We start from the raw sequence: 21949 nt of genomic DNA on the forward strand, positions 1-21949 counted from the left end.
GATGAAAGAATTCGAAAATAATCAGTGGATTGCCAACTACCGGACGGACCAACCACATTTTGGATTGGAACGCATGGTGGAACTGTTAGCTTTGCGTGGCAATCCCCATCTAAAACTCAAGGTCATCCATATCGGAGGAACCAATGGCAAGGGTTCGACCATTGCTTTTTTGAAAAATATGTTGGAAAAGCTAGGGCTGAGAGTTGGTGTGTTCAGCTCGCCCTATCTCATTCATTATACAGACCAGATTAGCATCAATGGGGAATCCATTCCAGAAGCGAGACTAGAAGCCCTCATGACAGACTATCAGTCTTTGATTGAGGGGGAAGCGACTGCCAATTTGCAGGGAACGACCGAGTTTGAGATTATCACAGCCATAGCCTATGACTACTTTGCCTCAGAGCAAGTAGATGTGGCCATCATGGAAGTGGGCATGGGCGGGCTCTTGGATAGCACCAATGTCTGCCAGCCCATTTTGACAGGAATTACGACCATTGGATTGGATCATGTAGCCTTACTTGGGGACAGCTTGGAGGCTATAGCAGAGCAGAAGGCTGGTATTATCAAACAAGGTATTCCCTTGGTAACAGGTCGCATTGCTCCAGAAGCGCTAGCTGTGATTGACTCTATTGCGGCAACTAAAAATGCGCCGAGAATACGATATGATAGATATTATCAGGTCAGTCACCAAGAGAGTGTGGTAACGGGTGAAGTATTTGACTATACCAGTGCTGTCAGACAAGGTCGCTTCCAGACTGATCTACTTGGTTTGCACCAGATAGAGAATGCTGGGATGGCCATAGCTTTACTTGATACTTTTTGTCAAGAAGATGGTCGAGAGCTAGCAAGCAATGACCTGCTTGCTCAAGCCCTGGAAGCAACAAGGTGGCCTGGGCGTTTGGAAGTTGTGTCTAGAGACCCCTTGATGATTTTGGATGGGGCCCACAATCCCCATGCCATAAAGGCTTTAATAGCAACCTTGCGAGAACGCTTTGCGGATTATCGTAAGGAAATCCTCTTTACTTGTATCAAAACCAAGGCCTTGGAGGATATGTTGGACTTGTTGGGGACAATGCCAGATACCGAGCTTACCCTGACACATTTTGACGATAGTCGGGCGACTGATGAAAGCGTGCTGGAAGAGGCGGCTAAGTCTAGAAATCTCAGCTATCAGGGCTGGCAGGATTTTCTAGCGCAGAAATTGACAGATAAAAAAGAAGAGAAAAAAACAGTTAGGATTGTCACAGGTTCCCTGTATTTCTTGAGCCAAGTGAGAGCCTATCTGATGGAGAGGAAGAATGAGAATGGATACACAAAAGATTGAAGCAGCTGTAAAAATGATTATCGAGGCTGTGGGAGAGGACGTTAATCGCGAGGGCTTGCAGGAAACACCTGCTCGTGTAGCCCGTATGTACCAAGAGATTTTTTCAGGGCTTGGTCAAACAGCGGAGGAACACTTGTCAAAATCCTTTGAGATTATTGATGACAATATGGTGGTAGAAAAGGATATCTTTTTCCACACTATGTGTGAACATCACTTTCTGCCATTTTATGGTAGAGCGCATATTGCTTATATTCCAGATGGCCGTGTAGCAGGCTTGTCTAAGCTGGCCCGTACGGTGGAAGTTTATTCGAAAAAACCACAAATTCAAGAACGTTTGAATATCGAAGTGGCCGATGCCTTGATGGACTATCTAGGTGCTAAAGGAGCCTTTGTTGTCATTGAGGCGGAACATATGTGTATGAGCATGCGTGGTGTTAGAAAACCAGGTACTGCAACCTTGACGACAGTAGCTCGTGGTCTATTTGAAACAGATAAGGACCTTCGAGATCAGGCTTATCGTTTAATGGGACTATAATGTTATTCGAAAATCTCTTCAAACTACGTCAGCTTCCATCTGCAACCTCAAAACAGTGTTTTGAGCAGCCTGCAGCTAGCTTCCTAGTTTGCACTTTGATTTTCATTGACTATAAAAAGAATCCACTTGAAGCGGATTTTTCTAGAAAGGAATCATTATGGATCAACTGCAGATTAAAGATTTGGAAATTTTTGCTTATCATGGTCTGTTTCCTAGTGAGAAAGAATTGGGGCAGAAGTTTGTCGTTTCAGCCATCCTATCCTATGATATGACCAAGGCGGCGACAGATTTGGATTTAACGGCTTCTGTCCATTATGGAGAACTGTGTCAGCAGTGGACGACTTGGTTTCAGGAAACAACTGAGGACTTGATTGAAACGGTAGCCTACAAACTAGTAGAACGTACCTTTGATGCTTATCCTCTTGTCCAAGAAATGAAGTTGGAACTGGAAAAACCTTGGGCGCCAGTGCATTTGCCGCTAGATACTTGCTCAGTAACCATTCATCGCCGTAAGCAACGGGCCTTTATCGCCCTGGGAAGCAACATGGGAGATAAGCAAGCGAACTTGGAACAAGCCATTGACAAACTGCAAGCTCGAGGCATCCATATTCTCAAAGAGTCCAGTCTCTTGACGACAGAGCCTTGGGGTGGTGTTGAGCAGGATAGCTTTGCAAATCAAGTGGTTGAGGTGGAAACTTGGCTACCAGCACCAGTCTTGTTAGAAAACTTGTTGGCTATTGAGGTAGAAATGGGACGTGTGAGAGAAGTACATTGGGGGCCTCGTTTGATTGATTTGGACTTGCTCTTTGTGGAGGACCAGGTCATTTACACAGATGAGCTTATCTTGCCCCATCCTTACATAGCGGAACGCCTGTTTGTCCTTGAGTCTCTACAAGAAATTGCGCCTCATTTTATCCATCCGACATTAAAGCAACCTATTCGCAACTTGTATAATGCTTTGAAAAAATAGAAAAAACTCTAGTTTTCAGTTACTTGCAACTGAAGGCTAGAGTTTTTATACTCTTCGAAAATCTCTTCAAACCACGTCAGCGTCGCCTTATCGTATATATGTTACTGACTTCGTCAGTTCTATCTGCAACCTCAAAACGGTGTTTTGAGCCGACTTCGTCAGTTCTATCTACAACCTCAAAACAGTGCTTTGAGCAATCTGCGGCTAGCTTCCTAGTTTGCTCTTTGATTTTCCTTGAGTATTAAAATAGGTCATTTTCTTCTGGGAGGAGGATCGTTTCTCTACCGTCCATGTCTAAAACCAGTACTCTTGGCGGATAAAGAGGGTCAAAAGGATGATTAAAGTCAAAATCAATGGCTGTAGGGAGGTGTTGGCTTGAAAAGTGGAAGGTAATTTTTCCTTGGTTATTGAGCAATTGAAACTCGAGTTCTTCTTCCAATTCAAAGACATTTTTTAAGAAGTGGTCAATAATATACCAAAAAGAGTCAATGACATCATCAGGCAAGCTGGTAACAATGCCAAAACTAGCCGACCGCATGTGGGTATTGGTAAAAGCCATATCTTTGCCTCCTTTCTTTTCCCTTATCATACAGCAAATAGGATTAAAAATCAAGAAAAGGTGATTTTTTCTTCATAAACATCGTTTTCTATGAAATTTTTTTCAAACAATCTTCAAAAAATGCTTGAAAGTGTTTACAAATAGTGATAAAATGGAATAAGTAGAATCATGAAAACGAAATTTTCATACAGTCTCTTTTTTAGAGTCTCGTGAGGTATGATATAGAAAGGAAATGGAATGAATACAGACGATACAGTAACGATTTATGATGTCGCCCGTGAAGCAGGAGTTTCAATGGCGACGGTTAGCCGTGTAGTCAATGGCAATAAGAATGTAAAAGAGAACACCCGTAAAAAAGTGCTTGAGGTGATTGATCGTTTGGATTACCGTCCAAATGCAGTGGCGCGTGGTCTTGCAAGTAAAAAGACAACCACTGTTGGTGTCGTGATTCCAAATATTACCAATGGCTATTTCTCAACGCTTGCTAAAGGGATTGATGATATTGCTGAAATGTACAAGTACAATATCGTCCTTGCCAATAGTGATGAGGATGATGACAAGGAAGTTTCAGTGGTTAATACGCTGTTTTCTAAGCAAGTGGATGGTATCATTTTTATGGGGTACCACTTGACTGAAAAAATTCGTTCAGAGTTTTCTCGTTCACGGACACCAGTTGTTCTTGCAGGGACAGTGGATGTAGAACACCAACTTCCAAGTGTCAATATTGACTACAAACAAGCAACGATTGATGCAGTGACCTACCTTGCTAAAGAGAACGAGCGCATTGCTTTCGTTAGCGGTCCACTAGTGGATGATATCAATGGTAAGGTTCGTTTGGTTGGCTACAAGGAAGCCTTGAAAAAAGCAGGTATTTCTTATAGCGAAGGATTGGTATTTGAGTCTAAATACACTTATGAAGATGGCTATGCCTTGGCAGAGCGTTTAATTTCATCAAACGCAACTGCAGCAGTTGTAACAGGTGATGAACTGGCAGCAGGTGTCTTGAACGGCCTTGCTGATAAGGGTGTGTCAGTACCAGAAGAATTTGAAATTATTACTAGTGATGATTCGCAAGTCTCACGCTTTACCCGTCCAAACTTGACAACTATTGCCCAACCTCTCTATGACCTTGGTGCTATTAGCATGCGTATGTTGACTAAGATTATGCACAAGGAAGAGTTGGAAGAACGTGAAGTTCTCTTAGCTCATGGTTTGACAGAACGTCGTTCAACACGAAAACGTAAATAGAAAAAATCAGGGAATCGTGAAGATTTCCTGATTTTGCTTTCTGGAAAGGAGACTTAGCCTTCCATATAGTCTTTTAAAGCCTGTCCTGTTAGTCCAGCATTGAGGGCGATAAGGAGTTTCAAGCGGGCTTTTTGGGCATTAAGTTCTTTGACAAAGAAAACACCAGATTTTTGCAACTGCACGCCCCCACCTTGGTAGGCATAAACAGGCTCCGCTATACCGTTAAAGCATCGTGAAACCAGAGCGACTGGGATTCCTTTTTGCAGAAGGTTTTCTAACTTTTGAGCCGTTTCTTTGGGAATATTACCAGCTCCGAAGGCTTGGATAATCAAACCGTCCAATTGTTCCAAATCCAGCATATCAATCAGCTCATCTGTCATACCAGCATAAGCCGAGATGATAGGTACCAATCCTTGTATGTGATCAAGGTCAAAGCGGACACGGGGTTCAGCTGTTTTAAAGTAGAGAATTTCCTGTTTCATAATCAGACCAAGTGGTCCATGTGTTGGGGTCTGGAAGGTGCCGACGTTGGTCGTATGTGTTTTGGTAACATACTTGGCAGCGTGGATTTCATCGTTCATAACAACCAAAACCCCTTTGTCAGCAGCCTTGTCATCGCTAGCCACCCGTAAAGCACTCAGATAATTATAAACACCATCACTGCCGAGTTCGTTGGAGCTACGCATGGCCCCTGTTAGAACGATGGGCATATGGGGAACTTCCATGGTATCAAGGAAATAGGCTGTTTCCTCTAAAGTATCGGTCCCGTGTGTGATCACCACTCCATCGTAGTTAGCCGCTTCCTCTTTGATTTTTTGGTAGAGGGCCAGCATATGCTTGGGTTTGATATGGGGACTTGGCAGGTTAAAAAAGTCTAGGGCGTGGACTTGGATTCCTTCAAGTGGGTTGGACACATGGTTCATGGGATTATCTGAACTCGTCACAACAGCGCCAGAAGCATCGGCTTGCATGGAAATAGTTCCACCCGTATGTAAAACAAGGATTTTCTTAGGCATGATTTACTCACTCTTTCTGAAATGTGGTATAATCATTGTATCACAAAAGGGGAGATTGGGATAGGATGGAAGTCAAAGCTGTTTTTTTTGATATCGATGGAACCTTGGTCAACGATCGCAAGAGTGTTTTGAAATCCACTAAGGACGCGATTAAGATTGTCAAAGAACAAGGGGTGTTGGTTGGTGTAGCGACAGGGCGAGGACCTTTTTTTGTTAAGGAATTGATGGACGATTTGGATCTGGATTTTGCGGTAACCTACAATGGCCAGTATATCTTTACTAAAGACAGAGTCTTGTTCACGAGCCCTATTTCCAAGTTACACTTGCGCCAGCTAATTACTTATGCTAAAAAAGAGGGCAAGGAGATTGCCCTAGGGACCAAGGATGCCATGTTGGGTTCTAAAATCATGTCCTTTGGTCTGGGTTCTTTTTCCCAACGAATCAGTCGCTTCGTTCCCTCAGTTTTAACTCGAACAGTGAGTCATTCCTTTAATCGTATGGTCAGCAAGGTTGTTCCCCAAAAGGAAGAAGAACTGCTTCATCTGATGAATCAGCCTATCTACCAAGTTTTGATGCTAATGACACCAGAAGAATCTGAGAAGGCGGCAGCTGATTTTGAAGATTTGAAATTGACACGTAGCAATCCTTTTGCTGCGGATGTCATCAATCAAGGAAACTCTAAATTGGAAGGCATTAGACGAGTTGGGAAAGAATATGGTTTTGATCTTAACCAAGTCATGGCCTTTGGTGACTCAGATAATGACCTTGAAATGCTGGCAGGTGTCGGTATGTCGGTCGCTATGGGAAATGGTAGTAGCAGTGTCAAGGAAGTTGCCAAGCACATCACCACTAGCAATCAGCAAGATGGAATCCACAAGGCTCTGGAACATTTTGGTGTTCTGGCCTCAGAAAAAGTCTTTGTCAGCCGTGACTATCATTTCAATAAGGTCAAGACCTTCCACCACATGATGGACGAACGAACTCAAGAAGAACCTCGAGCTTGGGATTTAGAAGGTGCAACCCACAGGGCTGGCTTTAAAATAGAAGAATTGGTGGAGTTTGTTCGAGCTGCCAGCCCTTCTGAAGAGGATTTTGGTCAAGCTCTATCGCAACTTCATCAAGCCCTTGATAAGGCAGCAGATAAAGTAGCTAAGAAGACGCCTGCTCAGCAAGATTTGATAGGGCAGGTGGATGCCTTGATTGATACGCTTTACTTCACCTACGGTAGTTTTGTCTTGATGGGGGTGGACCCAGAACGTATTTTTGACATTGTCCATCAGGCCAATATGGGGAAAATTTTCCCAGATGGCAAGGCTCATTTTGATCCAGTGACCCACAAAATCTTAAAACCAGATGATTGGGAAGAAAAATATGCTCCAGAACCTGCGATTAAAAAGGAACTGCAGCGCCAGCTCAAGGCTTATGAACGCCATAAAGAGAGAAATAAACAGTAAAGAAAAAGGAGCTGGGGGCTCCTTTTCTTTGTGATTATAAGGTTTTTTCTTGTTCTCTCACAACCAGCAAATCGACCTTAGCATGGCGGAGGATGTATTCAGATGAAGAGCCGACCAAGAGGCGTTCAAAGGCGTTGAGACCGGTTGCACCAACGAGGATGAGGTCCACTTCCTCAGCATCTGGAATAGTACGTGCCAAGAGGGTCTTTGGATTTCCCATTTCAATGACGATATGAACATCTGTAACACCAGCATCTTTAGCACGTTTTTCGTACTCTTTCATCAGACTTTCAGCGTCTACTTGGAGTTCTTCGTAAACTTCAGCATCAAAGGTGGATACGCTTTGGAGTGCGCGTGTGTCAATGACATGTGCGATGGTGAGTTTAGCGTCGTTTCGTAGAGCAGAATGAACTCCCTTGATAAAAGCCAAGTCCGCTTCTTTAGAACCATCGATTGCGACCATAATATTTTGGTAACGTTGTGCCATAATGAAACCTCCTGAAATTTTCTTACTATAATTGTAAACCTTTTCACTATAGAAGTAAAGCAAAAAAAGTATTTTTTAAAAGAATGTTAGCGCTTAAAATCTATATAAATATATGATAAAATAAAAGAAAGGATAGCAGGAAACAAGTGAAGGGAGGGAGAATGATGAAAAACTCTTTTCAAGAAACAAAAAAATCAAATTTCCTTTATTATGGAATCATCCTGGTTTCAGTCTTGGTAGAAGTGATTATGATCTGGCAATTAGAGAAGCTAATTCCGCTTCTCTATCCAGGTTTTATTGGCTTTTTAGTCTTTCACCTACTCTACCATTTGGTATTATTCCTAGTCGCTAAAAGAAGTGGTCGCTGGGATTACTTGATGATATGGGGGCTTTTCCTCATGTTCAATCTTCTCTATGACTCCTTTTTAGGTTTGCTTTTTCTAGGTTTATCTTTTGGTATGTGATGTGACTTTCGCAAAATACCTGCTATCTCCCCTGTCTTGGCCTCGCTTTTAGTGAGGTTTTTCTTCTATATGAATCTAGTAACACATTTCAGCAAACTTGTCGCATTCTCTTTCTAGTGGTATAATGTTACTATCCTGAAGAATTGAGGAAACAAGATGAAAGAATATAACAAGTCTAGTAAGTTAGAGCATGTTGCTTATGATATCCGTGGCCCTGTTTTGGAAGAAGCCATGCGGATGCGAGCAAATGGAGAAAAGATTTTACGTCTGAATACAGGAAATCCAGCAGAATTTGGCTTTACAGCGCCAGACGAGGTCATTCATGACTTAATTATGAATGCGCGTGATAGTGAAGGCTATTCTGATTCTAAAGGGATTTTCTCAGCCCGTAAGGCTATCATGCAGTATTGCCAATTGAAAAAATTTCCAAACGTAGATATTGATGATATCTACCTTGGAAATGGTGTCAGTGAGTTGATTGTCATGTCTATGCAGGGGCTTTTGGACAATGGGGATGAAGTCTTGGTACCAATGCCAGACTATCCTCTCTGGACAGCAGCTGTCAGTCTAGCTGGAGGAAATGCCGTTCACTATATCTGTGATGAAGCTGCAGAATGGTACCCAGATATTGACGATATCAAGTCAAAAATCACTTCCAATACCAAGGCAATCGTCCTTATCAATCCAAATAACCCAACTGGAGCCCTTTATCCTAAAGAACTCTTGCTGGAGATTATTGAGATTGCCCGTCAAAACGATTTGATTATCTTTGCGGATGAAATTTACGACCGCATGGTCATGGATGGACATGTGCATACGCCGGTGGCGAGCTTGGCACCAGATGTTTTCTGTGTCAGCATGAATGGTCTATCAAAATCTCACCGTATTGCTGGTTTCCGTGTGGGTTGGATGGTCTTGTCTGGACCTAAAACGCACGTCAAGGGCTATATTGAAGGTCTCAATATGCTGTCCAATATGCGCCTTTGCTCTAACGTTTTGGCCCAACAAGTCGTACAAACTTCCTTGGGTGGTCACCAATCAGTCGATGAATTGCTCCTTCCTGGTGGACGAATTTATGAGCAAAGAAATTTCATTTATAATGCCATTCAAGAGATTCCAGGTTTGTCTGCGGTTAAACCCAAGGCGGGGCTCTACATCTTTCCTAAAATAGACCGTAATATGTACCGTATCGATGATGATGAGCAGTTTGTCCTTAATTTCTTGAAGCAGGAAAAGGTTCTCTTGGTTCATGGTCGAGGCTTCAACTGGCAGGAACCAGACCACTTCCGTATCGTTTACCTTCCTCGTGTTGATGAACTAGCCCAAATTCAAGACAAGATGACTCGTTTCTTGAAACAGTATCGTAGATAGGGCTTACATTCGAAAAAGCTGGAAACATTTGCCTTGAGCTATTGACAAAAGTAAAAGAATCAGATAGAATAGTAAAGTATGTTTAGTAACTGATCACTTTATAGCCGGCTAAACGAATACAAAATCTATGAGGAGGTATTCATCGTGAAACGTACTTATCAACCAAGTAAACTTCGTCGTGCGCGCAAACACGGATTCCGTAACCGTATGTCAACTAAAAACGGTCGTCGCGTATTGGCAGCTCGTCGTCGTAAAGGACGCAAAGTTTTGGCTGCATAATCCAAACGAACTCTATCAAAAATCAGTAGGAACTCGAGTCTACTGATTTTTATTTTTGTAAAAAAGTACAAAAAGCTTTATATTTTTGCTCAAATGGTGTATAATATTTCACATACTGTAAAAATGGAGAATAATCATGAAGAAATCAAAAGTTATGCTTTTTGGAGCTATGGCTTTGACAGCAGGTCTAGCTCTAGCAGCATGTGGGTCTTCCCAATCAAATAATGCAGACAAGACTTACTCTTATATCTTTGTCAATAACCCAGATACCTTGGATTATATTACTTCTACCCGAGACTCTACATCTAGTATCACAACCAACTTGATTGATGGTTTGTTGGAAAATGACCAGTATGGCAATCTCATCCCGTCTATGGCTGAGTCGTGGACTGTGTCAAAAGATGGTTTGACCTACACTTATAAAATCCGTCAGGGGGCTAAATGGTACACTTCTGAAGGAGAAGAGTATGCGGATGTAACAGCTCATGACTTTGTGACTGGTCTTAAGTATGCGGCTGATAAAAAGGCTGAAAACTTGTACTTAGTACAAGATTCTATCAAAGGGCTAGCAGACTATGTTGAAGGGAAATCATCTGATTTTGGAACTGTTGGTGTGAAGGCAGTGGATGATTACACACTCCAATACACCCTCATCCAACCCGAGACTTATTGGAACTCTAAAACAACAGCAAGTATTCTTAGTCCTGTAAATGAAGCCTTCTTGAAGTCTAAGGGAGATGACTTTGGAAGTGTGACACCATCAAGCATTTTGTCAAATGGTCCTTACTTGTTTAAGTCCTTCACATCAAAATCTTTGATTGAATTTGATAAAAATCCTAACTATTGGGATAAGGACAATGTCAAAATTGAGAAAGTGAAGCTCTCTTTCTTTGACGGTTCTGACCAAGACAGCATTGCAAGAGGATTCTTGGAAGGCAACTATACAGATGGTCGTATCTTCCCAACAAGTTCAGTCTTTGCTGAACTCAAAAAGGGAAATGAGGACAAGATTACCTATACACCACAAAACTCAGTTACTTTCTATTATCTTTTCAACGTGAATCGTCAAAGCTACAAGCAGACTATGAAACAGTCTGATAAGGAAAAGACAGATTCACGTGCAGCTATGCAAAATAAAGATTTCCGTCAGGCTATCAACTTTGCCTTTAATCGTCATGCTTATGCAGCACAGACAAATGGTGAAGATGGAGCAGACCGTATCTTGCGTAACACGGTTACACCAAGTAACTTTGTCCAAGTTGGTGATAAGAACTTCGGTGATATTGTCAATGAAAAAATTGTCAACTATGGTAAAGATTGGGCAAATATCAACCTAAATGATGGTAAGCAAGCCTTCTTGAATCCTGACAAGGCCAAAGAGAAGTTTGCGAAGGCCAAAGAAAGTCTGCAAGCTCAGGGAGTAACCTTCCCAATTCATTTGGATTTGCCAGTTGACCAGACTGCTAAGTTGGATGTGCAACAGGCTGGCTCTTTCAAGCAAACAGTAGAAGCAACTCTTGGTAAGGATAATGTGGTTATTGATGTTATCCAACTTTCTCCAGATGAAAAAGACCAAGCAACCTACTTTGCAGATACAGCAGAACAAAAAGACTATGACATCGACATCTCAGGATGGGGTGGAGATTACTCAGATCCTAAGACTTACCTAGCTATCCTTGATCCAGAAACAGGTTCTCAGTTGAAAAATATGGGCTTGTCTGAAGGAAAAGACAAGGAAGTCAAGGACAAGATTGGTCTTTCTGACTACAAGAAACTCTTGGATCAGGCCGACGCTGAAATCACAGATACTCAGGCTCGCTATGAAAAATACGCTGAAGCTCAAGCTTGGTTGACAGATAGCGCCCTCTTCCTACCAGTTCAAAGTGGTGGAGCCAACCCAATTTTCCGTAAGAGTGTACCGTTTACAGGTCCATTCTCATTCGTTGGGAATAAAGGAAATTCAGACAATTATAAATATGTTGAACTGCAAAAAGAGCCAGTAACTGCTAAACAGTACCAAGAACTCTATGAAAAATGGCTAAAAGAAAAAGCTGAGTCAAATAAAAAAGCTCAGGAAGATTTAGCTAACCACATTCAATAATATTCCTAGTCATTCTTTTCAGTTAATTCTCAATGAAAATCAAAGAGTAAACTAGAAAGCTAGCCGCAGGTTGCTCAAAGCACTGCTTTGAGGTTGTAGATGAAACTGACGAAGTCAGCTCAAAACATGGTTTTGAGGTTATAGATGAAACTGACGAAGTCAGTAACCATACCTACGGCAAGGTGAAGCTGACGTGGTTTGAAGAGATTTTCGAAGAGTATAAGTCTAGTGACTAGATTCAGAAAAAGGCCTTACCAGAGCTTCTTGGTTCTGGTAGGGCCTTTTCTTTATTCTTTTAAGTGATAAGAGTAGCTAGCGACAACGACGTCTTGGTACCAGCGAAGGGCGTATTTGAGTTTGAGACTCATCTGATTGTGCAGGATATTCTGCCAAGGTTTATTAGGGATGAACTGGGGTACTAGGACAGTGACTGTATAGTTCTTTTTCTGGGCATCCTCAGAGATTCGTTTGACATACTTGACAGTAGGCGTGATGATGTCACGGTAGCTGGTCTTGATGTTTTTCAGAGTAATGGTTGGGAAGTAATCGGCAAATTCTTGGAGAATTTCTTGGTCTTTTTCTGCTGTTTCCTTAGTAGAAATGTGCATGGCTAAGACTTCGTCTCCGATACTTTGGGCGTAGTTAATAGCTCCAACGCTTACACGGGTGACATTCCCTACTAGGACCAGAACCAGATTGCCGTCGTAAGTACGTTTTTCGATTCCTTCATAGAGTCGCAGTTGTTGGGCCACTTTTTGGTAATGACTGTGAATGGCCAAGAAAAGTAGGGTGAGTACGAGAATGATCGGGAAGAAAGGCCAGATATCACTGAGACGGAAAAAGAGCAGGATGAGCACGATAGCGTAGCAAATGATGGCACCAAGGATATTGGCAAGGGCAGGTTTTAAGAAGTTGGCCCCTTTTTCCTTTTTCCAATGACGAATCATCCCAGTCTGAGATAGGGCGAAGGGAACGAAGACCCCGATAGTATAAAGAGGAATCAAGCGTTCTGTATTGCCATTAAAAATGAGAAGAAGAATCATAGCCCCAAAAGCCAGAGTTAAAATTCCATTGGAGTAACCTAGGCGGTCTCCTTTTTCCATAAAGAGATGGGGCATGTATTTGTTTTTAGCCATGTTGTAAGCCAGCATAGGAAAGGCTGAAAAGCCAGTATTTGCTGCTACGGCCAAAATCAAGGCTGTGGAGAATTGGAAGGTATAATAGCCAAGGTGACCTAAGAAGGAAGTGCCAAGGATGCCTTGAGCCATCTGTGAAAGGATGGTTTCTCCGTGTTGCGGCATAATCCCCATCCAGTAGTTTAGGAAAGTGATACCAGCAAAAAGAAAACCTAAAATCAGTGACATAATGGTCAGGGTTTGAGCGGCATTCTTTTCTTTCGGAGCCTTGAAAAAGGGAACGGCATTTGAAATAGCTTCAACCCCTGTCAGAGAGGCAGATCCGCTGGTAAAGGCTCTTAGAATGAGAACGATAGACAGGCTCGGAACAGCATGCCCAATAGGTGAAGTTGCCTGATAGCTGAGAGCTCCTGTCATTAGTTGAAAAATTCCGTAGAGCAAGAGAAAGACAGTACTGATGATAAAGAGATAGACAGGAATCATCAGTGAGCTGGCAGATTCTTTTAAGCCCCGTAAGTTCAAGAGCATGAGCAAGCAAACTAGAAAAATGGAAATGTGGAGGTTGTAAGGGTGGAGAGCAGGGAGAGCTGCTGTGATAGCATCGGCTCCAGATGCAACAGATACTGCTACGGTCAACATGTAGTCAACCAGCAGACTACCTCCAGCAATCAAGCCAAGTTGGGGAGATAGATTTTCTCGAGTAACCATATAGGCCCCTCCCCCTTGAGGGTAGGCATGGATGATTTGACGGTAGGAAACGGTCAGACTAGCTAAGAGCAGGAGGACAAAGAGGCCAATAGGAAGGCTCCACCATATAGCAAGAGGAGAGAGACTAGCCAAGACGAGGACTACTTGCTCAGGTCCATAGGCGATGGAGGACAGAGCGTCGCTTGACAACATGGCTAAGGCCTGCATTTTTCCCAGTAGTCCCCCTTCGCCTTCGGTTAAGGACTTAAGAGGACGACCGATAAAGGTCTGTTTTAATTTTGTAAACATAGTTGCTTCCTTTGTTGAAAATTCAATAAGTGTTATTATACTGCTTTGGAAAAAGAGCGTCAAGAGATGATAATGGATTTTAGAATATTTTTTTCAGATGAGGAGAGAGGTCAGTTTTTTTGCTATAATAGTAGATAGAAAACGAGGTTAGAAGAGATGATTTTTGATACACATACACACTTGAATGTAGAAGAATTTGCAGGTCGTGAGGCAGAAGAAATTGCCTTGGCCGCTGAGATGGGTGTGATACAGATGAATATTGTGGGTTTTGATCAACCAACGATTGAGCGTGCCTTGGAGTTGGTGGATGAGTATGACCAACTTTACGCGACTATTGGTTGGCATCCGACAGAAGCAGGGACTTACACAGAGGAGATTGAAGCCTACTTGCTTGACAAGCTCAAGCATCCCAAGGTTGTTGCTTTAGGTGAGATTGGTTTGGATTATCATTGGATGACAGCGCCAAAAGAGGTGCAGGAGCAGGTTTTTCGTCGTCAGATTCAGTTATCTAAGGACTTGGATTTGCCTTTTGTTGTCCATACCCGTGATGCGCTGGAAGATACCTATGAGATTATCAAAAGTGAGGGCGTTGGTCCTCGAGGTGGTATCATGCATTCATTTTCAGGGACGCTTGAGTGGGCAGAGAAGTTTGTCGAGCTTGGTATGACCATTTCCTTCTCAGGAGTGGTGACTTTCAAGAAGGCAACTGACATCCAAGAAGCAGCTAAAGAGTTACCTTTGGACAAGATTTTGGTAGAAACAGATGCGCCCTACTTAGCACCTGTACCTAAACGCGGTCGTGAAAATAAAACAGCCTATACTCGCTATGTAGTGGACTTTATAGCTGACTTGCGTGGGATGACGGCAGAAGAGCTAGCGGCGGTAACAACTGCAAATGCAGAGCGAATTTTTGGATTGGACAGCAAGTAATGAAAGAGAAAATTTCCCAAGTTATCGTGGTCGAAGGGCGCGATGATACGGCCAATCTCAAACGTTATTTCGATGTAGAGACCTATGAGACACGAGGTTCTGCCATCAATGACCAGGATATAGAGCGAATTCAGCGCCTGCACCAACGTCATGGAGTCATTGTCTTTACAGACCCAGATTTTAATGGGGAGCGGATTCGGCGCATGATTATGACGGCCATTCCAACAGTGCAACATGCTTTTCTCCAACGAGATGAAGCTGTTCCTAAATCCAAAACCAAGGGGCAGTCTCTAGGAATTGAGCATGCCAGCTATGAAGACCTGAAAACGGCTCTCGCTCAGGTGACTGAACAATTTGAACATGAGAGTCAGTTTGACATTAGTCGTAGCGATTTGATTCGCCTTGGTTTTCTAGCAGGAGCAGATAGCCGTAAGCGACGAGAATATCTAGGGGAGGCTCTCCGAATTGGCTATTCCAACGGCAAGCAACTCCTCAAGCGCTTAGAGTTGTTTGGGGTTACTTTGGCAGAAGTGGAAGAAGCTATGAAATCTTATGAGTAGGAAAGATGTGATTGTTACAATTTTTTGAGCTTCACAGTATTTTTCGAAGCAGGTAGAAGAGGAGGCGTCTGATGTTAATTGGTCAAAAAATTAAAGAGATTCGGATAGAAAAAGGAATTAGTCGTCCAGATTTTTGTGGAGATGAGCAAGAACTGACAGTTCGTCAACTGTCGAGAATTGAAAGTGGAGCTTCGCAACCGAGTTTGCCCAAGTTAGACTATATTGCTCGTCGTTTAGGAGTTCCAGCTTATAGCCTTATGCCGGATTTTTCAGCTCTTCCTTCTGCTTATTTAGAATTGAAATACCAGATTTTACGTGAACCAATCTATGGTAAAGAAGAGGAATACGATAAGAAAGAAGCGTGTTTGGAAGAGATTTATAAAACATACTTTGATAATCTTCCTAAAGAAGAACAATTAGCATGTGAAGTATTGCAGGCATGTTTGGATACTTCTAGAACTAGAAGGCCTGAATATGCAGAGTTAATACTTGAGGAACATATGCCTCAGATTATAGAAAAAGAAGCCTATTCAATAAATGATATGTTGTTGATTCGTTTGTTTTTTTATCAAATGATTATTAGAAAAGATCTTGCAAAATTTGTGAATCAAATCGAAAAGATAATGTTCCTTCTTTTGGAACAGAAGAAGGTAACTCAAATAGAGAATTACTTTATAATTAGAGATACTCTTATTTCAGGAATGTGTTGTCTTGAAAAGGTAGGAGTAACTGATTGTTTTAATGATTATCTATCGTGTTTGCAAGAAATTATGGGTAAAACTCAAGATTATCAAAAGAAACCCCTTGTATTTATGTTTTTGTGGAAGCAAGCATTAAGAGAAGAAAGAGATTTTAGTTTAGCTGAATCATTTTATCAGTCTTCTAAAACATTTGCGAAGCTAATTGGAGATGAATTTCTAGTAAAGAAATTGACAGAGGAATGGCAAGAGGATGTAAAAAAATATTTATAAACATAGTGAAGCAATGACAAAAATGTCTTTGTTCTAGCATTGAAACAGTTCTAAAGTTCGTCTTTAGGACTGTTTTTTTAGATATAAGCTAAAAATAACATGAAATAGTTAGATTTTAAGGGCATTGATGTCCTTGGTAGTGTGATAAAGATGGAGTATAATGACTATAAAAGTTCATTTCAGGGTGCTATTTTGACAATTTAGAAAAAACAAATAATTTTTGAATATCATTTGGTAATATAATAGTATCAACGTTGATAATGGAAAGAGGAGCAAGTAACTAAACAATCTTGTAATCAAAAATAGAGTAGTATCAATATGAAACAAACAGTTAAAAAATTAGCCCTTGTAGCGAGCATTGCAGAACATTAGGTGGAGGTGTAGCAGTTGTCTCTGCTGCCGTTCAATACCCAGAAGGTGGTGTTTGGACTTATGATTCAGCTAACGGCGGTGCTTACTCAAACTACTATCACTCTTCAAAATATCATAGCTCAACAGTTGTTAGCAGAAAAACTGGTTCATCTGATAAGGGATATGCTGGTGCTAGAGGGACTTCTCGTGCATGGATTCGTACTTCTTGGGGAGAGAAAGTTGCATTCTACTATAATGTTTAGAATGGTATAGCCCTATTGTTTAGCTTTACTTGGTCACCTTCTCACTAAGTGACCAAGTAACTTTTTGGAGGAAGTGATGAAACGTTTATTTATTTTGATTTCAATGGTATTGGTATCGCTTTATATGGTGATAACTTCCGTTGACCATCGAGAAGAGATTTTATTTGGTAACTATGCCTCTGTTGACGTGATGGGTACTGAGCTAAACCAGTCAGTAGCTGGTCGCGAAGAGGTGACAGAGGCTTTGAGTCACTTAGCGGTAGAGCACAATAGTCTCATCGCCCGTCGAATCGTTGAGCCAAATGAAGCTGGAGAAACACGCTTTACCTATGCCACTTATGGTCAGGGAGAGCTTCCAGAAGGTCTGACCATTTCCTCCAAGGAGAGTGCAGAAACGAGTGATTTATTAGGTTCTTATTTGATTGTATCAGGAAGTTTGGATGGAGTGAGCTTACAGACCACCTTGAAAGAACTTGGCTATCAAGGCTTTGTTTCGAATGGAGAAGATCCATTTTCGATAGTCTTACTATTGGCTGTCACCCCTATGGTGCTACTGAGTTTAGCTATTTTTCTGCTGACCTTTATGAGTTTGACTCTGATTTATCGGATAAAATCCCTCCGTCAAGCAGGGATTCGTTTAATAGCTGGTGAGAGCTTGTTTGGGGTTGCTCTCAGACCGGTCTTAGAAGATATGAGACAGCTTATCTTCTCGGTGCTGGTATCCAGTTTTTTGGGATTGGGGATTCTCTGGTATCAAGGTGCCTTGTTTATGGCAACGGTGCAACTGGTCATCATTGCTCTTCTACTTTATGGATTGGCCTTGGTAGGGATTTCTACCTTATTAAGTGTCGTGTATCTACTTGGTTTACAGGAAAATAGTCTGGTGGATCTATTGAAAGGGAAACTCCCTCTCAAACGTATGATGACATTGATGATGGTGGGGCAACTCTTGGCCGTGCTGGTGGTCGGCTCGAGTGCGACTGCTCTCCTACCCCACTACCGTGAAATGCAAGAAATGGAGAGAGCTAGCGATAAATGGAGTCAGTCCTCAGATCGTTACCGTCTATCCTTTGGTTGGTCTAGTGCATTTGCCGATGAAGAAGGAATGCGTAAGGATAATCGTGAGTGGCAGACATTTACTGAAGAACGGTTAGCCAATACAGACTCTTTTTATATCATGAGCAATGTTGACAAATTCTCAAATGGCGCAGAAGTGGACCTAGATGGCAATCGTCTCAATGACTACACACCAGCAGGGAATGTTATCTATGTCTCACCGCGCTATCTGGTAGAAGAAAAGATTACCATTTCTTCAGAGTTTATGGATAAGATGCAAAACTTGTCTGAGGGAGAGTTTGGGCTGATCTTGCCTGAGAGCTTGCGAGAGCAGTCTGCCTACTATCAAGGATTATTTACAGATTACCTGCAAAACTTTTCATCTGAAAGTGTAGAAGTGACGAGTCAGAAACACTACCTCCCACAGGTAAGGCTAGCTTTTACAGAAACAGGGCAGGAACGCTTCCTCTATAACGATGGGTACAAGACGACACGCCAGTACCTAAAAGATCCGATTATTGTGGTTCTAACGCCACAAGCGACTGGAACAAGACCTGTTGCAGGGATGTTATGGGGAACTACGGCTAATAGTGCCTTGAAACTAGATCGATATGGAGATAGTATCACAGCTTTAAAAGAGCAAGGTCTGTATCACAAGGTCTCTTATTTGGTAAAAAGCCAGCTGTTTTTTGCCAAGGTACTAAATGACAAACGGATGGAGTTCTACTCTCTCCTTATTGGGACGATTTTGACCCTGTCTACGGCTATTTTGTTATTTGATTCCATGAATCTTCTCTATTTTGAGCAGTTTAGACGGGAGATCATGATTAAACGTCTTTCTGGTATGACAATCTATGAGCTTCATGGCAAGTACTTACTGGCGCAAGGAGGGGTTCTCTTACTTGGGCTAATCCTATCTAGTGTTTTGACAGGAGATAGCTTGATTAGCGCTCTAGTTGTAGCTTTATTTACTCTTAACGCCCTCTTGATTTTAGTAAGGCAGGATAAAAAGGAAGAAGCTGGTAGCATGGCAGTATTGAAAGGAAAATAAGATGATTGATATTCAAGGATTGGAAAAGAAATTTAATGACCGCGCGATTTTCTCTGGTTTAAGTCTCAAGCTGGAGAAGGGCAAGGTTTATTCCCTAATCGGAAAGAGTGGAAGCGGAAAGACGACTTTGCTTAATATCTTAGGAAAGCTAGAAAAGATAGATGGTGGAAGGGTTCTCTATCAGGGAAAAGATTTAAAAACCATTCCCACTCGTGAGTATTTTCGAGACCAGATGGGCTATCTCTTTCAAAATTTTGGCCTTTTAGAAAACCAATCAATCAAAGAGAATTTGGATTTGGGCTTTGTTGGTCAAAAGATTTCAAAAGTAGAACGTTTGGAAAGGCAAGTGGAGGCTTTAGAAAAAGTTAATCTAGGGTATTTGGATCTAGAACAAAAAATTTATACTTTATCTGGGGGAGAGGCTCAACGAGTTGCCCTTGCGAAGACTATTTTGAAAAATCCACCCTTGATTTTGGCAGATGAACCAACAGCAGCTCTTGATCCTGAAAATTCAGAGGAGGTTATGAATCTCTTGGTGGGCTTGAAAGATGAAAATCGAATGATCATCATTGCGACCCATAATCCCCTAGTCTGGAATAAGGCCGATGAAATCATTGATATGAGGGAGCTTGCTCATGTGTGAAAAAATCCGTATTCGCAGGGTATCTGATTATCCTAGTGCCAGAGGTGGTTTAGAAGATATCCTCATCATGGAAAATATGACCAATCATCTTCTTTTAGTTCAAATCCGAGTGAATGGCTATTTGCTTGATTTTGCTAGCATTGAAGGGCAAAGGCAAAAGCATTATCGTTTGAAAAATTTACCTCAAACGGTTGAACTGACAGTGGACGATGTGGAGGAGGATGTAGATTTGACCCTACCTGAAAATCGAAGTTATCAAGAAGCTGATTTTTTCGAACGGATGTTTCGAGAGAACCGATAAGTCCACCTTTAAAGATTTTCAAGACTATCTTTCTTCATGAGGAAAGATAGTTTTTTGGTATGATTTTCACCCCCAAAATACAAGGGGAATGTGTTACAATAGTAGTAACAGATAATAGAAAAGAGAATAGATGAGAATTGCAGATTATAGCGTGACCAAGGCAGTGCTGGAGCGTCACGGTTTTACCTTTAAAAAGTCCTTTGGGCAAAATTTTCTGACGGATACCAATATCCTTCAAAAAATCGTGGATACGGCTGAGATTGATGACAAGGTTAATGTCATCGAAATCGGGCCAGGGATTGGTGCCTTGACAGAATTTTTGGCTGAGCGTGCAGCTCAAGTTATGGCCTTTGAGATTGACTACCGTTTGGTGCCGATTTTGGCAGATACTCTGCGTGATTTTGACAATGTGACAGTGGTTAACGAGGACATTCTCAAGGTCGATTTGGTGCAGCATATCCAGAATTTTAAAAATCCTGACCTGCCAATTAAAGTAGTAGCCAACTTGCCTTATTACATCACGACACCTATTCTCATGCACTTGATCGAAAGTGGCATTCCTTTTAGTGAGTTTGTGGTCATGATGCAAAAAGAAGTGGCAGACCGAATTTCAGCCCAGCCGAACACCAAGGCATATGGCAGTTTGTCGATTGCGGTGCAGTATTACATGACTGCCAAGGTTGCTTTTATCGTGCCTCGTACGGTCTTTGTGCCAGCGCCAAATGTGGACTCAGCTATCTTGAAAATGGTGCGTCGTCCAGAGCCAGCCGTAGCAGTGGAAGACGAGAACTTCTTCTTTAAGGTTTCCAATGCAAGTTTTACCCATCGTCGCAAGACCTTATGGAATAACTTGACAGGTTACTTTGGTAAGACTGAAGAGGTCAAGGATAAGCTGACCAAGGCCTTGGACCAAGCAGGTTTATCACCAAGTGTACGTGGGGAAGCTCTCAGCTTGGAAGAGTTTGCCAGCCTAGCAGATGCACTTAAAGGGCAAGGACTCTAAGATGCAGGGACAAATCATTAAAGCCTTGGCTGGGTTCTACTATGTAGAGAGTGAGGGAAAGGTTTATCAAACACGCGCGCGTGGGAATTTCCGTAAAAAAGGTCATACACCCTATGTTGGGGACTGGGTCGATTTTTCTGCCGAGGAAAATTCAGAAGGCTATATCCTCAAGATTCACGAACGGAAAAACAGTTTGGTTCGTCCTCCTATTGTCAATATTGACCAAGCTGTGGTAATCATGTCTGTCAAGGAACCGGATTTCAATAGCAATTTGCTGGATCGTTTCTTGGTTCTTTTGGAATATAAGGGCATCCATCCTATCGTCTATATTTCCAAAATGGACTTGTTGGAAGATAGAGGAGAACTGGATTTTTACCAGCAGACCTACGGTGCTATTGGTTACGATTTTGTGACCAGTAAGGAAGAACTTTTGCCCTTGTTAACAGGTAAGGTTACAGTTTTTATGGGGCAGACTGGTGTTGGGAAATCAACCCTTCTCAATAAAATCGCACCTGATCTCAATCTTGAAACAGGGGAAATCTCAGATAGTCTAGGTCGTGGTCGTCATACCACTCGAGCTGTTAGTTTTTACAACCTCAATGGGGCTAAAATCGCAGACACGCCAGGATTTTCATCGCTGGATTATGAAGTCTCAACGGCTGAAGACCTCAATCAGGCTTTCCCAGAGATTGCTACTGTCAGCCAAGACTGCAAATTTCGTAGCTGTACCCATACCCATGAGCCATCCTGTGCAGTGAAGCCAGCTGTTGAAGAGGGCGCCATTGCCACCTTCCGTTTTGACAACTATCTGCAATTCCTCAGCGAAATTGAAAATCGCAGAGAAACCTATAAAAAAGTCAGCAAAAAAATTCCAAAATAA

General features: G+C 42.1%; 21 protein-coding genes and 1 pseudogene. 18 read left to right on the top strand and 4 right to left on the bottom strand.

What is annotated here, in order from left to right; genetic code table 11:
- The first annotated feature begins 1 nt into the window (after position 1).
- The 3 genes from CJ239_RS05800 to folK all read left to right on the top strand — a co-directional run bounded on the left by CJ239_RS05800 (position 2) and on the right by folK (position 2829).
- A complete protein-coding gene (locus CJ239_RS05800; RefSeq protein WP_102210853.1) occupies positions 2–1324 on the top strand; it encodes a folylpolyglutamate synthase/dihydrofolate synthase family protein in 1323 nt (440 codons plus the stop codon).
- Positions 1305–1859: a GTP cyclohydrolase I FolE gene (folE, locus tag CJ239_RS05805; protein ID WP_000380921.1), complete on the top strand. Its 555-nt coding sequence runs from the start codon at positions 1305–1307 to the stop codon at positions 1857–1859. Before CJ239_RS05800 ends, folE begins: the two co-directional genes overlap by 20 nt.
- Positions 1860–2016: 157 nt before the next feature.
- Positions 2017–2829: a 2-amino-4-hydroxy-6-hydroxymethyldihydropteridine diphosphokinase gene (folK, locus tag CJ239_RS05810; RefSeq protein WP_102210854.1), complete on the top strand. Its 813-nt coding sequence runs from the start codon at positions 2017–2019 to the stop codon at positions 2827–2829.
- A 241-nt stretch (positions 2830–3070) separates the two neighbouring features.
- On the opposite strand, the gene CJ239_RS05815 is transcribed toward folK, so the two are convergent.
- Positions 3071–3388 (bottom strand): DUF960 domain-containing protein, encoded by a 318-nt coding sequence (locus CJ239_RS05815; protein WP_000886035.1) that lies wholly within the window; start codon positions 3386–3388, stop codon positions 3071–3073.
- Positions 3389–3625: 237 nt separating this feature from the next.
- On the opposite strand from CJ239_RS05815, the gene ccpA reads away from it, so the two are divergent.
- On the top strand, positions 3626–4636 hold the full coding sequence (gene ccpA / locus CJ239_RS05820; RefSeq protein ID WP_102210855.1) for a catabolite control protein A: 1011 nt from the start codon (positions 3626–3628) through the stop codon (positions 4634–4636).
- A gap of 53 nt (positions 4637–4689) precedes the next feature.
- Here ccpA and CJ239_RS05825 read toward each other — a convergent pair whose 3' ends face one another.
- A complete protein-coding gene (locus tag CJ239_RS05825) occupies positions 4690–5652 on the bottom strand; it encodes an asparaginase (protein ID WP_102210856.1) in 963 nt (320 codons plus the stop codon).
- A 65-nt stretch (positions 5653–5717) separates the two neighbouring features.
- On the opposite strand from CJ239_RS05825, the gene CJ239_RS05830 reads away from it, so the two are divergent.
- The gene (locus tag CJ239_RS05830) at positions 5718–7106 is read left to right on the top strand and encodes a Cof-type HAD-IIB family hydrolase (RefSeq protein ID WP_102210857.1); all 1389 of its coding nucleotides are present in this window, start codon (positions 5718–5720) and stop codon (positions 7104–7106) included.
- A 34-nt stretch (positions 7107–7140) separates the two neighbouring features.
- Here the strand turns inward: CJ239_RS05830 and CJ239_RS05835 are convergent, their stop codons facing one another.
- Complete coding sequence (locus CJ239_RS05835; protein WP_102210858.1) at positions 7141–7593, bottom strand: universal stress protein; 453 nt, start codon at positions 7591–7593, stop codon at positions 7141–7143.
- 161 nt (positions 7594–7754) lie between these two features.
- Between CJ239_RS05835 and CJ239_RS05840 the strand changes: the two genes are divergently transcribed.
- The 4 genes from CJ239_RS05840 (at position 7755) to CJ239_RS05855 (ending at position 11808) form a co-directional block, all read left to right on the top strand.
- Positions 7755–8057, top strand: coding sequence for a hypothetical protein (locus CJ239_RS05840; protein ID WP_180958225.1), 303 nt, complete (start codon positions 7755–7757; stop codon positions 8055–8057).
- A 156-nt stretch (positions 8058–8213) separates the two neighbouring features.
- Entirely contained in the window at positions 8214–9428 is a 1215-nt protein-coding gene (locus CJ239_RS05845) for a pyridoxal phosphate-dependent aminotransferase (protein WP_000666461.1), read from the top strand.
- Positions 9429–9572: 144 nt separating this feature from the next.
- Positions 9573–9707: a 50S ribosomal protein L34 gene (gene rpmH, locus CJ239_RS05850; RefSeq protein WP_000831905.1), complete on the top strand. Its 135-nt coding sequence runs from the start codon at positions 9573–9575 to the stop codon at positions 9705–9707.
- Between the two features lie 136 nt (positions 9708–9843).
- The gene (locus CJ239_RS05855) at positions 9844–11808 is read left to right on the top strand and encodes a peptide ABC transporter substrate-binding protein (protein WP_102210860.1); all 1965 of its coding nucleotides are present in this window, start codon (positions 9844–9846) and stop codon (positions 11806–11808) included.
- A gap of 287 nt (positions 11809–12095) precedes the next feature.
- Here CJ239_RS05855 and CJ239_RS05860 read toward each other — a convergent pair whose 3' ends face one another.
- The gene (locus CJ239_RS05860) at positions 12096–13940 is read right to left on the bottom strand and encodes an APC family permease (protein WP_102210861.1); all 1845 of its coding nucleotides are present in this window, start codon (positions 13938–13940) and stop codon (positions 12096–12098) included.
- A 156-nt stretch (positions 13941–14096) separates the two neighbouring features.
- Between CJ239_RS05860 and CJ239_RS05865 the strand changes: the two genes are divergently transcribed.
- From CJ239_RS05865 to rsgA, 9 genes and pseudogenes are all read left to right on the top strand, one after another.
- Complete coding sequence (locus tag CJ239_RS05865; protein WP_102210862.1) at positions 14097–14870, top strand: TatD family hydrolase; 774 nt, start codon at positions 14097–14099, stop codon at positions 14868–14870.
- Positions 14870–15430 (top strand): ribonuclease M5, encoded by a 561-nt coding sequence (gene rnmV / locus CJ239_RS05870; protein WP_102210863.1) that lies wholly within the window; start codon positions 14870–14872, stop codon positions 15428–15430. Before CJ239_RS05865 ends, rnmV begins: the two co-directional genes overlap by 1 nt.
- Before the next feature lie 71 nt (positions 15431–15501).
- Positions 15502–16401: a helix-turn-helix transcriptional regulator gene (locus CJ239_RS05875; RefSeq protein ID WP_102210864.1), complete on the top strand. Its 900-nt coding sequence runs from the start codon at positions 15502–15504 to the stop codon at positions 16399–16401.
- Positions 16402–16719: 318 nt separating this feature from the next.
- Positions 16720–17015, top strand: a pseudogene (locus CJ239_RS05880) (lactococcin 972 family bacteriocin).
- Positions 17016–17091: 76 nt separating this feature from the next.
- Positions 17092–19122, top strand: coding sequence for a bacteriocin-associated integral membrane family protein (locus CJ239_RS05885; protein WP_180958226.1), 2031 nt, complete (start codon positions 17092–17094; stop codon positions 19120–19122).
- Position 19123: 1 nt separating this feature from the next.
- Complete coding sequence (locus CJ239_RS05890; protein WP_102210866.1) at positions 19124–19765, top strand: ABC transporter ATP-binding protein; 642 nt, start codon at positions 19124–19126, stop codon at positions 19763–19765.
- The gene (locus CJ239_RS05895) at positions 19758–20066 is read left to right on the top strand and encodes a hypothetical protein (RefSeq protein WP_000333264.1); all 309 of its coding nucleotides are present in this window, start codon (positions 19758–19760) and stop codon (positions 20064–20066) included. Before CJ239_RS05890 ends, CJ239_RS05895 begins: the two co-directional genes overlap by 8 nt.
- Before the next feature lie 130 nt (positions 20067–20196).
- Positions 20197–21069, top strand: coding sequence for a 16S rRNA (adenine(1518)-N(6)/adenine(1519)-N(6))-dimethyltransferase RsmA (gene rsmA, locus CJ239_RS05900; protein WP_102210867.1), 873 nt, complete (start codon positions 20197–20199; stop codon positions 21067–21069).
- A gap of 1 nt (position 21070) precedes the next feature.
- Positions 21071–21949, top strand: a complete 879-nt coding sequence (rsgA, locus tag CJ239_RS05905) for a ribosome small subunit-dependent GTPase A (protein WP_102210925.1) — start codon at positions 21071–21073, stop codon at positions 21947–21949.

This window comes from Streptococcus sp. UMB0029, from assembly GCF_002871495.1.
GTDB lineage: Bacteria > Bacillota > Bacilli > Lactobacillales > Streptococcaceae > Streptococcus.

What these genes read in the sequence shown, in the direction of transcription:
- folE (WP_000380921.1), top strand. Translation starts at nt 1,305, where the DNA reads ATGGATACACAAAAGATTGAAGCAGCTGTAAAAATGATTATCGAGGCT.
- CJ239_RS05835 (WP_102210858.1), bottom strand. Translation starts at nt 7,593, where the DNA reads ATGGCACAACGTTACCAAAATATTATGGTCGCAATCGATGGTTCTAAA.
- CJ239_RS05840 (WP_180958225.1), top strand. Translation starts at nt 7,755, where the DNA reads ATGATGAAAAACTCTTTTCAAGAAACAAAAAAATCAAATTTCCTTTAT.
- CJ239_RS05875 (WP_102210864.1), top strand. Translation starts at nt 15,502, where the DNA reads ATGTTAATTGGTCAAAAAATTAAAGAGATTCGGATAGAAAAAGGAATT.
- rsgA (WP_102210925.1), top strand. Translation starts at nt 21,071, where the DNA reads ATGCAGGGACAAATCATTAAAGCCTTGGCTGGGTTCTACTATGTAGAG.
- CJ239_RS05815 (WP_000886035.1), bottom strand. Translation starts at nt 3,388, where the DNA reads ATGGCTTTTACCAATACCCACATGCGGTCGGCTAGTTTTGGCATTGTT.
- CJ239_RS05800 (WP_102210853.1), top strand. Translation starts at nt 2, where the DNA reads ATGAAAGAATTCGAAAATAATCAGTGGATTGCCAACTACCGGACGGAC.
- CJ239_RS05890 (WP_102210866.1), top strand. Translation starts at nt 19,124, where the DNA reads ATGATTGATATTCAAGGATTGGAAAAGAAATTTAATGACCGCGCGATT.
- CJ239_RS05860 (WP_102210861.1), bottom strand. Translation starts at nt 13,940, where the DNA reads ATGTTTACAAAATTAAAACAGACCTTTATCGGTCGTCCTCTTAAGTCC.
- CJ239_RS05845 (WP_000666461.1), top strand. Translation starts at nt 8,214, where the DNA reads ATGAAAGAATATAACAAGTCTAGTAAGTTAGAGCATGTTGCTTATGAT.
- rsmA (WP_102210867.1), top strand. Translation starts at nt 20,197, where the DNA reads ATGAGAATTGCAGATTATAGCGTGACCAAGGCAGTGCTGGAGCGTCAC.
- ccpA (WP_102210855.1), top strand. Translation starts at nt 3,626, where the DNA reads ATGAATACAGACGATACAGTAACGATTTATGATGTCGCCCGTGAAGCA.
- CJ239_RS05825 (WP_102210856.1), bottom strand. Translation starts at nt 5,652, where the DNA reads ATGCCTAAGAAAATCCTTGTTTTACATACGGGTGGAACTATTTCCATG.
- CJ239_RS05865 (WP_102210862.1), top strand. Translation starts at nt 14,097, where the DNA reads ATGATTTTTGATACACATACACACTTGAATGTAGAAGAATTTGCAGGT.
- CJ239_RS05855 (WP_102210860.1), top strand. Translation starts at nt 9,844, where the DNA reads ATGAAGAAATCAAAAGTTATGCTTTTTGGAGCTATGGCTTTGACAGCA.
- CJ239_RS05895 (WP_000333264.1), top strand. Translation starts at nt 19,758, where the DNA reads ATGTGTGAAAAAATCCGTATTCGCAGGGTATCTGATTATCCTAGTGCC.
- folK (WP_102210854.1), top strand. Translation starts at nt 2,017, where the DNA reads ATGGATCAACTGCAGATTAAAGATTTGGAAATTTTTGCTTATCATGGT.
- CJ239_RS05885 (WP_180958226.1), top strand. Translation starts at nt 17,092, where the DNA reads ATGAAACGTTTATTTATTTTGATTTCAATGGTATTGGTATCGCTTTAT.
- CJ239_RS05830 (WP_102210857.1), top strand. Translation starts at nt 5,718, where the DNA reads ATGGAAGTCAAAGCTGTTTTTTTTGATATCGATGGAACCTTGGTCAAC.
- rnmV (WP_102210863.1), top strand. Translation starts at nt 14,870, where the DNA reads ATGAAAGAGAAAATTTCCCAAGTTATCGTGGTCGAAGGGCGCGATGAT.